Source organism: Nocardioides daejeonensis, from assembly GCF_003194585.1.
Lineage (GTDB): Bacteria > Actinomycetota > Actinomycetes > Propionibacteriales > Nocardioidaceae > Nocardioides > Nocardioides daejeonensis.
Window position 1 is genome coordinate 112,371 of record NZ_QHKZ01000004.1, and the last position, 12,782, is coordinate 125,152.

Consider the following 12,782-nt stretch of genomic DNA (forward strand, 5'->3'; position numbering starts at 1 on the left):
CTTCTGGGGCGTGTGAGGCGAGGTAGCGCGGGGCATCATGACGCCATGAAGAGCGAACTTTTCGACCAGGCCAATCTCAAGGTGGCCAGCAGTGAGCGGTGGGCGCTGCAGAACGAGCAGATGCTGCGCGTGGGGCTCGGGCCGGATGTGCTTGCGTCCAAGGGCTCGATGGTGGCCTATCAGGGCAACGTGAACTTCCATCACGAGAAGTCGGGCTCGATGGCCAAGCTGGCCAAGAAGATCGTGACGAGCGAGGACGTCTCGCTGATGCGGGTCTCCGGGCAGGGCGAGGTCTGGTTCGCCGACTCGGCCGGCTATGTGTTCACGATGGATCTGGAGAACGAGGGGATCAGCCTCAACGTCCGCAACCTGCTGGCCTTCGACGCGACCCTGACCTGGGACATCAACCGGATCAAGGGCGCCGGCATCATGGCCGGCAACGGTCTCTTCAACACCACCATCGGCGGCGCCGGGACCGTGGCGGTGACCTCTGTCGGCAAGCCGGTGGTCTTCGACTGCTCGCAGGCCCCGGTGGCGGTCGACCCGAACTCGACGGTGCTGTGGTCGGCCAACCTGGCGCCGACGATCAACAACAGCATGAACATGTCGTCGATGCTGCGTGGTGGATCCGGCGAGGCTGTGCAGTACGTCTTCCACGGGCCCGGCTTCGTGGTGGTGCAGGCGTTCGAGTGGACGCCGCTGGCGACGACGGGCCGCTGATGAAGAGCAGCCTCTTCGAAAGCACGCAGCCGGTCAACGACGAGCGTCGCTGGGCCAAGCAGAACGCCCATTCGGTGCGGGTCGGTCTCGGTCCGGATGTGCTCGCGGTCAAGGGCACGATGACCTCCTTCCGTGGGAACGTGAACTTCCATCACGAGAAGTCGGGCTCGATGGCCAAGCTGGCCAAGAAGATCGTGACGAGCGAGGACGTCTCGCTGATGCGGGTCTCCGGGCAGGGCGAGGTCTGGTTCGCCCAGGAGGCGGGCTACGTCTTCACCCTCGACCTGGAGAACGAGGGGATCAGCCTCAACGTCCGCAACCTGCTGGCCTTCGACGCGACCCTGACCTGGGACATCAACCGGATCAAGGGCGCCGGCATCATGGCCGGCAACGGGCTCTTCAACACCACGGTCACCGGCGCGGGCACCGTCGCCGTCAGTGTCATCGGCCGGCCGCTCGTGCTGGACTGCTCGCAGGCGCCGGTCGCGGTGGACCCCAACTCCGCTGTCGCCTGGTCCTCGCACCTGGCGCCGACGATCAACAACAGCATGAACATGTCGTCGATGCTGCGTGGTGGATCCGGTGAGGCTGTGCAGTACGTCTTCCACGGCCCCGGCTTCGTGGTGATCCAGGCCTACGAGTGGACGCGGCTGCAGCAGGCGGAGCAGAAGGGCAAGAGCGCCCTGGGCTCGGCGCTCGACCTCTTCAGCTGACGGGCGAGCCCAGCCGTTCGGCGTACGCCGGCCCTCGGCGACGCGTAGCCTCTCGGCGTGTCCCGATCAGCGTCCCTCGTGCGGGTGGCCCTCGTCTATGTGGTGGCGCTCGGCGTCGCCGGTACCTGGCTGGGCTGGGGGCCGGCGACACGGTGGCTGTGGCTCGACGCCCTCGTTGCGGATCTGCTCGCGACGCTGGTGGTCTTCTGCGGCAGCCGGCTGCTTCGCAACTCCAGCTGCTACGACGCCTACTGGAGTGTGCTGCCGCCGTTCCTGGTGCTGTGGTGGTGGCTGGCGGAGGAGCGATCCGGCGTCAACGAGGTGCGAGCCGTGCTCGTTGTCGTCGTGGTCTCGGTCTGGGCGCTGCGCCTGACCGCCAACTGGGTGCAGGACTGGCCAGGGCTGCACCACGAGGACTGGCGGTACGCACAGGTGCGGGCGCGAGCCGGCCGCGCGGCCCCGCTTGCGGACCTGGTCGGCATCCACGTGGTGCCCACCGTCATCGTCTTCCTCGGTCTCGTGCCGGCGTACGCCGTGTTGACGCGTCCCGGCGGGGAGCTGAACGTGCTCGACGGGATCGCCTTCCTGATCGGGATCAGCGCGCCGGTCCTGCAGTTCGTGGCCGATGCGCAGATGCGCGCGTTCATCCGGGTCCGCGAGCCCGGCCAGGCCATGGACCGTGGGCTGTGGTCGTGGTCGCGACACCCGAACTACTTCGGCGAGGTCAGCTTCTGGTGTGCACTCGCGCTCTTCGGCGTCGCCGGCGCGCCCGGTGACTGGTGGTGGTTGCTGGTCGGCTTCGTCGCGATGACGGCCATGTTCGAGGGGATCAGCATCCCGGCGATGGAGCAGCGGAGCCTGGAGCGACGGCCGTCGTACCAGGAGATCGTCGATCGGGTGCCGCGGCTGGTGCCCCGACCGCCTCGGGCATCACGCCCGGTGTAGGGCAGCCGCAGCGTGGCGTACCCTGGGCAGGACGGAGCAGGTCCGGTCGAAGGCCGGCGCAGACGGGAGGTGGTCGACGTGGATAGTCAACCTCCCAGTCGACAGAGCGCCACCCACCCGACACTGCGCCGTACGAACTCTGTGAGCTACTGAGCCGATCTGCTCGCTCACGACTCCACGCGGCGTCTGAACCCGAGGACCCGACATGTCCGACGCCTCCTTCCGCAATGCCCTGCGCGCCTTCTCCCGCACCGGTCGCCGGCCGCAGCCGATGCCTGTGGCAAACCGTCCGGAGCCCGAATCCGTTCCCGATGCCGAATCCAGCCTCGTCGACGCGGCGGTCTACTCCGGCGGCGATCGGGTCGAGACGCCGACGACGCTCGCCGACAGCTACCGGGCGCTGCGGGCGCATGAGCAGGGCGTGGCGTGGATCGGCCTCTACCGGCCCGATCAGCACGACCTGGCGTCCGTCGCTGCCGAGTTCGGTCTCCACGAGCTCGCCATCGAGGACGCGATCGTCGCCCACCAGCGCCCCAAGATCGAGCGGTACGACGACACGCTCTTCGTCGTTCTTCGTGCGGCGCAGTATCTGGACGATCTCGAGGAGGTGGAGTTCGGTGAGCTGCACATCTTCCTCGGCCGCGACTTCGTGGTCAGCGTGCGACACAGCGAGTCCCCGGATCTCGCCGCGGTACGTCGGCGCTTGGAGAGCAACCCCGATCTGCTGGCCCTCGGCCCGGAGGCGGTGCTCTACGCGATCCTCGACCGTGTCGTCGACGGCTACGCGCCGGTGGTGGCCGGACTGGCCAACGACATCGACGAGATCGAGACCGAGGTCTTCCTCGGAGCACCCTCGGTGTCGCGACGTATCTACGAGCTGACCCGTGAGGTCATCGAGTTCGAACGAGCCACCCGTCCCTTGGCTGCGGTGGTGCGGGCGTTGACTGCCGGCTTCGCGAAGTACCGCACCCACGACGAGCTGCAGCGCTACCTCCGCGACGTCGAGGACCACCTGACCGTCGTGATCGAGCAGGTGGACGGGTTCCGCCAGCTGCTCCGCGACATCCTCACGGTCAACGCGACCCTCGTGGCCCAGAAGCAGAACGAGGAGATGAAGGCACTGACCGAGGCGAGCCTCGACCAGAACGAGGAGGTCAAGCGGATCTCCGCGTGGGCGGCCATCCTCTTCGCCCCGACGCTGATCGGGACGGTCTACGGGATGAACTTCGACGACATGCCTGAGCTGCACTGGCAGCTCGGCTACCCGTTTGCCGTGGTCTTGATGTTCTTGGTCAGCCTCGGCCTCTACGGCGTCTTCCGCCGGCGCGGCTGGATCTGACCGCCGTACGCCGTCGCCTCACCCGTCACACTGTGTGACGGAATCTGTTGCTTGGTGTGCGTAGCTACGGCCTACAAGTGACAAGTTCCCCGCCCGGGCGGGGAATCTAGCGCGGGCCGAAGGCCCAGGCGAGGGCGTCGGCGAGGGTGCCGCGCCACCAGGCGTAGTCGTGGCCGCCGTTGATCTCGACGGGGTGGAGGTCGAGGTGGGCGGCGTGGAGGCGGGTGGTGAGGGCGCGGTGGGGTGGGGCGAGGACCCACTCCTGGGTGCCGTGGGCGAGGTGGATGCGGGGGGAGCGGTCGGGGTCGAGGTGGGCGAGCTCGGTGGAGAGGTCGTCGAGCCAGAGGGAGGCGGACTGGCTGAGCACCACGCCGCACAGGTCGGGGTGGCGCAGTCCGAGACGCAGTGCGGTGAGGCCGCCGAGGCTCTGCCCGATCACTGCGACGCGTCCCGGGTCGGTGGGCAGCCAGTCTCGTTCGCGGAGCCAGGGCAGTACCTCGTCGACGAGGTACGACGTGCCGTCGTCGCCGAGCTCGGCCCACCGGTGCTCGCGGCCGCCGGAGGCCACCAGGAGTGCTCGGCAAGGTGGCAGCGCGCCGTCGGCGACCAGGTTGTCCAGCGTGCTGGGCAGGTCCTGCGGCCCGGTCCACACCTCGCCGTCCAACACCAGGAGCAGGGGTGCCCCCGACGGCACCGAGCCGGCGGCCTGCCAGCTCCACCCGTCGCGCCCGCCCGGGAGCGACGCCGCGAGAAGGATGCCCTGCGGGACGCCCGGGCGTCGGCTCAGCCAAGGCTGGGCGGGGGCGTCGGGGAGCGAGACCACCGACTGCTCCACGCCCGCTCGGTTGCGACAGCGTGCCGGGTTGCCGGGGTCGGGGAGGCCGCGGTCGAGCGCCGCTCGGATCCGGACCTGGTCGCCGTCTGCCCGCCAGGGGGCGGGCTCTCCGGGGCGCTGGACGAGGAAGGAGTAGGAGGCGCGCCAATCGCTCTCCATGACGATGCTCAACGACCAGAGGTCGGTGCCCGGATGGCGGTGCAGCAGCGTCTCGGCGAGCCGGGTCTCGTCGGTGATCCGGTTGGCGAAGAGCAGCACCTGCTCGGCTGCGGAATCGTGCCAGCAGAAGGTGACGAGGCGCGTGCCCGGCTCGCCGGTGGGCTCGATCAGCGGCAGCTCGGCACCGGCCAGGAACTCGGTGAGCGCGGCCGGATCGACGGCCGCGCGTGCGACCAGGGCCGTGAGCAGCGGCGACTCCGCACGCCGCAACGGCTGGGGGCGGGGCACCTTGGGCGGCCGCGGCCCGGGCGCCGGGGGCGAGCTCGTGGGGCCGCTCATCGTGCCTCCCCGGTCCCGGCCAGGGGAAGCACCAGCGGGGTGCCGGAGAGCGGGTCGGTGATCACCCGGCACGGCAGGTCGTAGACCTCCTCGACCAGCTCCGCGGTCACCACGGTGCGTGGATCCCCGGTGGCCACCACGGCGCCGTCGCGCATGACGACCAGGTGATCGGCGTAGCGGAAGGCGAGGTTGAGCTCGTGGAGGACCGCGACCACGGTGCGGCCGCCCTTGCGCAGCCGACGGGCGAGCTCGAGCACCTCCACCTGGTGGCTGATGTCGAGGTAGGTCGTGGGCTCGTCCAGCAGCAGCACGTCGGTGTCCTGGGCCAAGGCCATGGCCAACCAGACCCGTTGCCGCTGGCCGCCGGAGAGCTCCCGGACCGGGCGTTCGGCCAGCGCGGTGACATCCGCCGCCGTCATCGCGGCGTCCACCGCCTCCTGGTCTCGGGACGACCACTGCCGCAGCAGGCTCTGGTGCGGGTAGCGGCCCCGCGCCACCAGGTCGGCGACCGTCATGCCGTCGGGTGCGGTCGGGCTCTGCGGCAGCAGGGCCAGCTCGCGGGCGAGCTCCTTGCCGCCGTAGCTGCTCAGGTCGCGGCCGTCCAGCTGCACCGTTCCCGCCGTGGGCGGCAGGAGCCGGGCGAGGGCACGCAGCAGCGTCGACTTGCCGCAGGCGTTGGGCCCCACGATCACCGTCATGAGGCCGGTCGGCACCGCGATCGCCAGGTCGCTCACCACCGCGCGGGCGCCGTACCCCAGGGAGAGCCTCTCCGCGGTGAGCCGGGGTGCGGCCGTCGCGGCGCGGAGCTCGGCTTCAGGCATGGTTCCTTCTCCATTCTCCGGCCAACAGCGCCACCAGGTAGAGGCCGCCGACGGCGCCGGTCACCACGCCGACCGCAAGCTCGGTCGGTGCGAAGAGGCGCTGGGCGACGAGGTCGCTCACCTGCACCAGCAGTGCTCCCATCAGTGCCGAGCCGACCAACCCCGGTGTCGGTACGGCGGCCAGTCGCCGGGCGAGCTGGGGTGCGGCCAACGCGACGAAGGCGATCGGCCCGGTCGCCGCGGTGGCGACCGAGACCAGTGCCACCCCGGTGAGGACCGCGCCCAGGCGGATCCGGCGCACCGGGATCCCCACCGCTGCGCAGCTGTCGTCCCCGAGGGCGAGCATCCCGAGCGGCCGGGAGAGGAGCAGCGCCGGCACGGTCAAGACGGCCACGGCGATCATCACCAGGCTCGCGCGCGGCCACAACACCGCGTTGAGGGAGCCGGCGAGCCACTGGGCGGCGGTCTGCGCGGTCACCAGCGAGGCGCGCACGATCAGCAGCGAGTTGAGCGCGCCCAGCGCTGCGCCCACCCCGATGCCGACAAGCACCAGGCGGCCGCCGTCCAGGCCGCTTGAGCAGGCCAGCCCGAGCACCACCGCCGCGGTGAGGAAGCCCCCGACCAGGGCACCGATCCCGACCGCGTGGGTGCTCGCACCGACCACGATGATCTGCACCAGGGCGCCGGTCGCGGCGCCGGTGGTGAAGCCGATGATGTCGGGACTGCCCAGCGGATTGCCGGTGATGTTCTGGAAGAGCGATCCGGCCATCCCCAGCGCCGCGCCGACCACCAGGGCAGTGAGCACCCGAGGTGCCCGGACGTCGTGCACGAAGTAGATCGCCAGTGGATCGTCGCCGCGGGCCACCGCGGCCTGCAGTGTCTCGCCCACGGTGATGTCGTAGTCGCCGATCAACAGGCCGGCGACGGTGGTCACCGCGATAGCGAGCAGGAGCAGCAGGCCGGAGCGCGCAGCGCGCGCCGGGTAGCGCAGGCTGAGACCGGAGAAGGCGACGGTGCGGTGCCGGGGCGCGGCGTCGGGGCTGGCGTGCTGCGTCACAGTGCCACCACTCGACGTCTGCTGACGATGGCGACGAAGACCGGAGCGCCGAGCAGGGCAGCGACCACGCCGACCTGCACCTCCTGGGGGGCGATCACGATCCGGGAGAGGACGTCGGCCACCATCAGCCACGCGGCCCCGAGCACCAGGCTGAGCACGCCGATCCACCGCTGGTCGGGCCCCACCATCCCGCGCGCGGCCAGCGGTACCGCAAGGCCGACGAACGCGATCGGCCCGACGGCGGCGGTGGCCGCGCCGCAGAGGAGCGTGGCGGCCAGCATGCTGGCGGTGCGGACCCGGGCCAGCCTGACGCCGAGGGCCTGGGCGGTGTCGTCGCCGAGGGCCAGGGCGTTGAGGGCCGGACCGAGCAGAAGCGCCAGCGCCGCGCCGGCCAGCAGGAACGGACCCACCACCTGCAGCACGTCCCAACCGCGTCCCTCGGTGGAGCCGACCACCCAGAACCGGAACTCGTTGAACGCCACCTGGTCGGTCAGGATCACTGCCTGCACCAGTGCGGTGAGCGCTGCCGTGACCGCGACGCCGGCCAGGGCGAGTCGTACCGGGGTCGCCGAGGCGTGGCCGACACCGGCCAGCAGATAGACCGCGACCGCGGTGACCGCGGCCCCCAGGAACGCGAACCAGAGGTAGAACCACAGCCCGCTGACTCCGGCCACGGCGACCGCGAGGACGACGGCGAGCGATGCGCCGGCGTTGATGCCGAGGAGGCCGGGTTCGGCGAGGGGGTTGCGGGTCAGCGCTTGCATGAGGGCACCGGCGAGCCCGAGGGCTGCCCCCACCGCACCGGTGAGGACCGTGCGCGGCACCCGCTGGTCGTGGATGACCCCCGAGGCGACACTTCCGTCGGGATGCCACAGCAGTCGCCAGGTTTCTTGGGCACCGATGGCGTTGGAGCCGAGGAAGAGGCTCAACCCGGCGGTGACCACCAACGTCGTCAGCCCGAGCATCAGCAGCACAGGCCCGGGGGCCAACCGTGGCACGGAGCGGCGCAGCTCGGCCGCGGCCGGCTCAGCCACGAGGTCGGAGACGACGCCGGACCAGCAGGCCGGAGCCGATCGCAGCCGCGGTGAGCACGCCGGCGCCCAGCCAAGGGAAGGGCTGGGAGGCGTCGTCCGCGGCTCGCTGCTCGGAGGCCTCGTCCCGTGGGTCGGCCGCTGCTGCGGGAGTGGGTGACTCGGGTGCCGGGGCCGGCTCGGGTGCCGAGGGCACGGGCGCCCCCTCCGGGAGCTCCAGCTTCAGCGGCCGACCGGCCGCCGTGACGTCGACGGACCCACCCGTGGCGTCCTGGCCCGCGGCATCCCCGGACCCCTCCTCGGCACCGGGGCTGGAGGGGTCGGAGGTGCGGTCGCGTCCCGCGACCACGGTGAAGTTCGCGTTGCCGCGCAGGGTGAATCCCTTCACGCCGAGATAGCCGCCGTCGTCGCCGTACATCTCCTGGCTGGCCAGGAAGCGCAGCCAGTGCTTGCCGGGCTTCAGGTCCGCCGGCAGGACGAGCGAGCCGGAGACCGTGCCGTTGCCGGCGATCCGCTGCTGGTGCACCACGCACGCACCGTGGACGCCGGCCTGGGCGCAGAAGTTCCCGTCGTCGATCTTGACGTTGATGACCTCGCCGGCAGGGAAGCCGGAGACCCGGAAGTGGATCGTCTCCCCGGCCCGGAGGGTGCTCGGCGAGACGCTGGCGGCGGTCCCGGGTGTGTCGGCACCTGCCCCGGTGTCGGGGATGGCCCCTGCAGTGGGTACCGGACCCACGACCAGCGCGGCGGCGACGAGCACGGCAGCGGCGAGGCGGGCGAACCGGCGGGTCACGAGGCGGCCCCCCGACGGCGCAGCGCCAACAGGGCCCAGGTGACGGCCAGCAGGAGGACTCCCGCTCCGGAGAGGGCGGCATCGAGCACCCCGACGCGTGCCGGCTCCTCGACGGCTGCGGCCCCGGTACGGGTCGGCTCGGGGGCCGCTGGGGTCTCCGCGGTCGCCGGGCTCTCCTCGGCGGCGGTCACCGGCTCGTGCTGGTACCAGCCGAGCAGGCGACCGGCGGGGCCCTGCACGGCCAGCCGGAACTCGCGGTCGGCGAGGTCACCCAGGTCGATCAGCAGTCGGCGCCGCTTGTCGAAGACCGCCCCACCGACCGGCACCACCGTCGTGCCGACGTACGCCGACACGAAGCCGAGGTGGCCCGGCTCGGCCGCCGGTACCTCGAGGACCAGGGTGGTGCCGTCGAGGGTGCCGGTGACCGCGCGCTGGTTGCGCGGACGCAGCTGCTTGGCGGGCAGCGGGGTCGGGGCAGTGGTCAGGCGCTCCTGCTGCGCGGGGGTGGGTGCCGGTGCGCTCGGGGTGGGCCGCACCGTCGGTGTCGTCGTCGGGGTGGAGCCCGGCTCGCCCGGGAACGTCACCGGGGCCCAGCCGAGGAGCCGGCCGGTGCGGCCGAGCTCGCCGCTCTGTGCCACCAGTCGGTGCTTCCCGGTGATCGTGCCGTCGGAGGGAAGCCGTACGGCGACCCGTCCGCGGGCGTCCGTGCGCAGCCAGCGATCGCCCCAGGGGTAGCGCGGGGAGCCGTCGGGGGCGTAGGCGCTGAGGAAGACCCAGTCGCCCTTCGCCGCGTGCGGCACCCGGACCCGCACCTGGTCGCCATCCTGGGCAACGGTGAGCCCGTGCCGGTTGCCGGGCCGGAGCGTCACCGGCTCCGGGATGCCGTTGGGCCGGTAGCGGCCGACGACGAAAGGCTCACTCTGCACGGTGCGGACCGTGTCGCCGGTCGCCAGCGACCCCGACAGGAGTCGCAGGGTGTGTGCCCCGGAGGTGAGCGCGGGCGCAGAGGTGCGGGCGGTGCCGTCGGGGAGGGTGATGTCGGCAGTGAAGGTGCCGTCCTTGTGCTCCGCCTGCAGGATCGTCCAGATGGTGCGGTTGGCGTGCACGGCCGAGTCGAGTCGGCTGATCGCCCCCTCGTCGATCTTCACGCCGATCCGCGAGCCGCCGCCGCTCGGGTTGCACCAGCCGGTGCCGGTGACCCGGAGGGTGCCCCCGAAGGTGGCCGACGGGTTCTCGATCCGTACGACCGGAGTGCTGCTGGTCGGCGTGCATTCGACGTCACTGCTGCCGTCCTCGCCTTCCCAGGGCACACCCCCGACGACCAGGGGAGGTGTGGTCGCTGTGCGCTGGGTATCGCCGGAGGCGAACTTCCCCGAGAAGAGCGAGACGGTGAGGAACTGGCCGGCGCGCAAGCCATCGGGGAGGTCGAGCGTCGTCTCGAAGGAGCCGTCGGTCGCCACCTCCGAGGAGTCGAGGAGCGCCCAGATCGTGGGGTCGCCCTCCAGGACGGCGGAGCCGGTGCGGCGGGCCTGCTCGCCGTCCTCGGTCAGGTTGAGCTTGATGGCGATGGTCGAAGGGCCGGCCGCGCTGCCGGAGCCCCGGGTCCAGCCGACGCCCTTGATGCGGAGGCTGCCACCCGGTTCGATGTCGCGCTCCACCCAGGCGGTGGCGCCGTTGCTGCGAACCTCCTCGTGGCTCCACGCCGGTGGCGTGGGCACGGCACCGCCGTCCGCCACCACCGTGAACGTGCCGGTCTGCAGTGTGCGGGGGGTGTCGCCTTCGCGAAGCGATCCGGAGAGCAGGCGCAGCGTGTGCTCGCCGTCCGCCAGACCCGGGGTGGAGGAGTGCGGGTTCCCGCTGGCGGTGCCGTCGGGCATCGGGAGGTCGGCGGTGAACTCGCCGGTGCGCGGGTCCGCGTCGACCACCGCCCAGATCTCCGGGTTCGGCGTGCCGTTGGCCAGCTCGATCACGCCGTTGACGCGGCGGATGCCGCCCTCGTCGATCTTGACGCCGATCCGCGAGCCCCCGTCGGTGGGATGGCACCATCCGGAGCCGGAGAGACGCAGCGTGCCGGCCCGCTTCACGGTCTGCGTCAGGATGCGCGCCTGCGGGGTGGTCGACGTCGGTGCGCAGGCGGTCGCCTGCTCCGCGTCGTTGCCGGCGGCGTGGGCCGGGGTGAGTGCGCAGGTGGTGGCGAGGAGGGCGAGCGCGGCGGCGGCCCGGCCTGCGCGGCGTACCGGCGGGGTCACGAGAGGATCCTCAGCACGTCGGCCACCAGGCGCTGCATCAGGATCGGCCCGCCGGTCGAGGTCCACAGAGAGCCGTCGACCGGGAGGATGCGCTCTGCCCGGTAGGCGCCCAGTGCGGTGAAGCCGGGCACCTTCTCCGCCTGGCGCAGTGCCTGCTCGGCGCCGGAGACGTCGCTGCTGCCCCCGGCGTCGGGGTTGCCGTTGGAGGAGCCGCCGAGGGTGCCGAAGAAGAGGTGGTCGGCGTCGATGTCGGCCAGGTTCTCCAGCGAGACCGGCTCACTGTGTCCGCGACCGCGGCGGTCCTGGTTCGGTGGCCGGTGCAGCCCGAGATCGGTCAGCGCGATCCCGGCGGGGAGCTCGTTGAGGATGAGGGAGGCCGAGCCGCCCTGCCAGCGGACGATGGAGAAGGTGTCGTCGGTGTACGCCGTCAGCTTCTTGCGGGCGTCGACCACGGCCGCGTCGTAGTCGGCGATCACCTCCGTCGCGCGGTCGCTCAGGTTGAGCGCGTCGGCGGTCTTGGTGAAGGTGGCCCGCCAGTCGCCACCGGCGTAGCCGGCGTAGAAGGTGGGGGCGATCCGCCTCAGGATCGTCATCGCCTCGGGGTTGTTGTTGATGCTGGTGCCGTCGACCAGGATCAGGTCCGGCTCGGCGTTGGCGATCACGTCGAAGTTCGGCTGGGCGACGCCGCCCAGGATCGGGATGTCGCCGGCCAGGTCGGCCAGGTAGTTCGGGACTCCCCGCTGGCCGCGGCCGCTGATCGTGCCGACCGGTGTCACGCCGAGGGCGAGCGCCCCGTCGAGGGTCGGCTCGCTCAGCGCGACCACCCGCTCGGGGTGTACCGGCACCTCGACCTCCGTGCCCTCGACATCGACGACGGTGCGGGTTGCGCCCTCCGGCTTCGCCTCGGAGCCCGAGGCACTGCAGGCGCTCAGCCCGAGGGCGAGACAGGCGATCGCCACGAGGGCAGCCAGCGGCCGCGCTGCGCGGTGCCGACGGCGGGGGAAGGGGGCGTCGAGAGGCACGATGGGTCCACCAGGGTGAGGCGATTAGGTAAGCCGAGCCTAACATCCATCAGATGAAGTCCGGTCACGCCGGTCGCTCCCCGGTCGTCGGCCTCAGTCCTCCCGGATGCGCAGGTCGTGGCAGGCGTGGCTGGCGGCGATCGCGCCGGCGGCTGTGACGTTCCCGGTCTCCAGGGCGGCCAGCAACGCGGCGTGCTCGCCTCGCCGGGCGTCGTCGTCCTGCCGGTTGTCGAGTGCGCCTCGCCGGATGCCCTCCCGCAGCGCCGCCATCAGCCCCGCGTAGAGCTCGGCGAGCAGGGCGTTGCCGGCCAGGTCGACCAGCATCGCGTGGAACTGGCCGGGGGTACGGCCGCGCTCGGCGCCGGTGTCGCCGGACAGGTCCGCGTCGTGCGCGGCCCGGAGTCGGGCCAGCCCCTCGGGGGTGTGCCGGGCGGCAGCCAGTTCGGCTGCTTGGACCTCCAGTGCCTTGCGCACGTCGAGGATGTCCGCCCAGGAGTGGGTGGAGGCGAAGTCGGAGAGGACGCCGCGGACCGGGTTGAGCGATCGGACGAACGTGCCGCGACCGGGAGCCGGCTCGAGCATGCCGAGGTGGGCCAGGCTGCGCACCGCTTCTCGGACGGTGCTGCGGCCCACGCCGAGCTCGCTCGCCAGCTCCGCCTCGGTGGGGATGCGGCCGTTGATCGGCCACCGCCCGGAGGTGATGTCGGCCTGAAGGCGGCGCACGGTCTCTCTCGCCCGCTCGGTGCCCATCGCCACGCG

12 protein-coding genes are annotated in these 12,782 nt (G+C 71.8%); 4 read left to right on the forward strand and 8 right to left on the reverse strand.

What is annotated here, in order from left to right; translation table 11 throughout:
* The first annotated feature begins 45 nt into the window (after positions 1-45).
* From DNK54_RS11690 to DNK54_RS11705, 4 genes are all read left to right on the forward strand, one after another.
* The gene (locus tag DNK54_RS11690; RefSeq protein ID WP_110207162.1) at positions 46-720 is read left to right on the forward strand and encodes an AIM24 family protein; all 675 of its coding nucleotides are present in this window, start codon (positions 46-48) and stop codon (positions 718-720) included.
* The gene (locus DNK54_RS11695) at positions 690-1,433 is read left to right on the forward strand and encodes an AIM24 family protein (RefSeq protein WP_204164549.1); all 744 of its coding nucleotides are present in this window, start codon (positions 690-692) and stop codon (positions 1,431-1,433) included. Before DNK54_RS11690 ends, DNK54_RS11695 begins: the two co-directional genes overlap by 31 nt.
* A gap of 57 nt (positions 1,434-1,490) precedes the next feature.
* A complete protein-coding gene (locus DNK54_RS11700) occupies positions 1,491-2,378 on the forward strand; it encodes a DUF1295 domain-containing protein (RefSeq protein WP_110207163.1) in 888 nt (295 codons plus the stop codon).
* 205 nt (positions 2,379-2,583) lie between these two features.
* A complete protein-coding gene (locus DNK54_RS11705) occupies positions 2,584-3,717 on the forward strand; it encodes a magnesium and cobalt transport protein CorA (RefSeq protein ID WP_110207164.1) in 1,134 nt (377 codons plus the stop codon).
* A gap of 106 nt (positions 3,718-3,823) precedes the next feature.
* On the opposite strand, the gene DNK54_RS11710 is transcribed toward DNK54_RS11705, so the two are convergent.
* The 8 genes from DNK54_RS11710 to DNK54_RS11745 form a co-directional block, all read right to left on the reverse strand.
* The gene (locus DNK54_RS11710; RefSeq protein WP_110207165.1) at positions 3,824-5,050 is read right to left on the reverse strand and encodes an enterochelin esterase domain-containing protein; all 1,227 of its coding nucleotides are present in this window, start codon (positions 5,048-5,050) and stop codon (positions 3,824-3,826) included.
* Entirely contained in the window at positions 5,047-5,871 is an 825-nt protein-coding gene (locus DNK54_RS11715; RefSeq protein WP_110207166.1) for an ABC transporter ATP-binding protein, read from the reverse strand. The genes DNK54_RS11710 and DNK54_RS11715 overlap by 4 nt, the downstream gene beginning before the upstream one ends.
* The gene (locus DNK54_RS11720) at positions 5,864-6,928 is read right to left on the reverse strand and encodes a FecCD family ABC transporter permease (protein WP_204164550.1); all 1,065 of its coding nucleotides are present in this window, start codon (positions 6,926-6,928) and stop codon (positions 5,864-5,866) included. The genes DNK54_RS11715 and DNK54_RS11720 overlap by 8 nt, the downstream gene beginning before the upstream one ends.
* Positions 6,925-7,962: a FecCD family ABC transporter permease gene (locus tag DNK54_RS11725; RefSeq protein WP_204164551.1), complete on the reverse strand. Its 1,038-nt coding sequence runs from the start codon at positions 7,960-7,962 to the stop codon at positions 6,925-6,927. The genes DNK54_RS11720 and DNK54_RS11725 overlap by 4 nt, the downstream gene beginning before the upstream one ends.
* Positions 7,955-8,752: a hypothetical protein gene (locus DNK54_RS11730; RefSeq protein WP_110207167.1), complete on the reverse strand. Its 798-nt coding sequence runs from the start codon at positions 8,750-8,752 to the stop codon at positions 7,955-7,957. Before DNK54_RS11730 ends, DNK54_RS11725 begins: the two co-directional genes overlap by 8 nt.
* Positions 8,749-11,001 (reverse strand): hypothetical protein, encoded by a 2,253-nt coding sequence (locus DNK54_RS11735; protein WP_110207168.1) that lies wholly within the window; start codon positions 10,999-11,001, stop codon positions 8,749-8,751. The genes DNK54_RS11730 and DNK54_RS11735 overlap by 4 nt, the downstream gene beginning before the upstream one ends.
* Positions 10,998-12,023 (reverse strand): ABC transporter substrate-binding protein, encoded by a 1,026-nt coding sequence (locus DNK54_RS11740; RefSeq protein ID WP_204164552.1) that lies wholly within the window; start codon positions 12,021-12,023, stop codon positions 10,998-11,000. Before DNK54_RS11740 ends, DNK54_RS11735 begins: the two co-directional genes overlap by 4 nt.
* 93 nt (positions 12,024-12,116) lie before the next feature.
* The gene (locus DNK54_RS11745; protein ID WP_239460090.1) at positions 12,117-12,773 is read right to left on the reverse strand and encodes a FadR/GntR family transcriptional regulator; all 657 of its coding nucleotides are present in this window, start codon (positions 12,771-12,773) and stop codon (positions 12,117-12,119) included.
* Between the last annotated feature and the right edge of the window lie 9 nt (positions 12,774-12,782).

Bases quoted from the DNA above. Each gene is read 5' to 3' on its own strand.
- DNK54_RS11715 (WP_110207166.1), bottom strand. From the start codon at position 5,871: ATGCCTGAAGCCGAGCTCCGCGCCGCGACGGCCGCACCCCGGCTCACC.
- DNK54_RS11690 (WP_110207162.1), top strand. From the start codon at position 46: ATGAAGAGCGAACTTTTCGACCAGGCCAATCTCAAGGTGGCCAGCAGT.
- DNK54_RS11710 (WP_110207165.1), bottom strand. From the start codon at position 5,050: ATGAGCGGCCCCACGAGCTCGCCCCCGGCGCCCGGGCCGCGGCCGCCC.
- DNK54_RS11745 (WP_239460090.1), bottom strand. From the start codon at position 12,773: ATGGGCACCGAGCGGGCGAGAGAGACCGTGCGCCGCCTTCAGGCCGAC.
- DNK54_RS11705 (WP_110207164.1), top strand. From the start codon at position 2,584: ATGTCCGACGCCTCCTTCCGCAATGCCCTGCGCGCCTTCTCCCGCACC.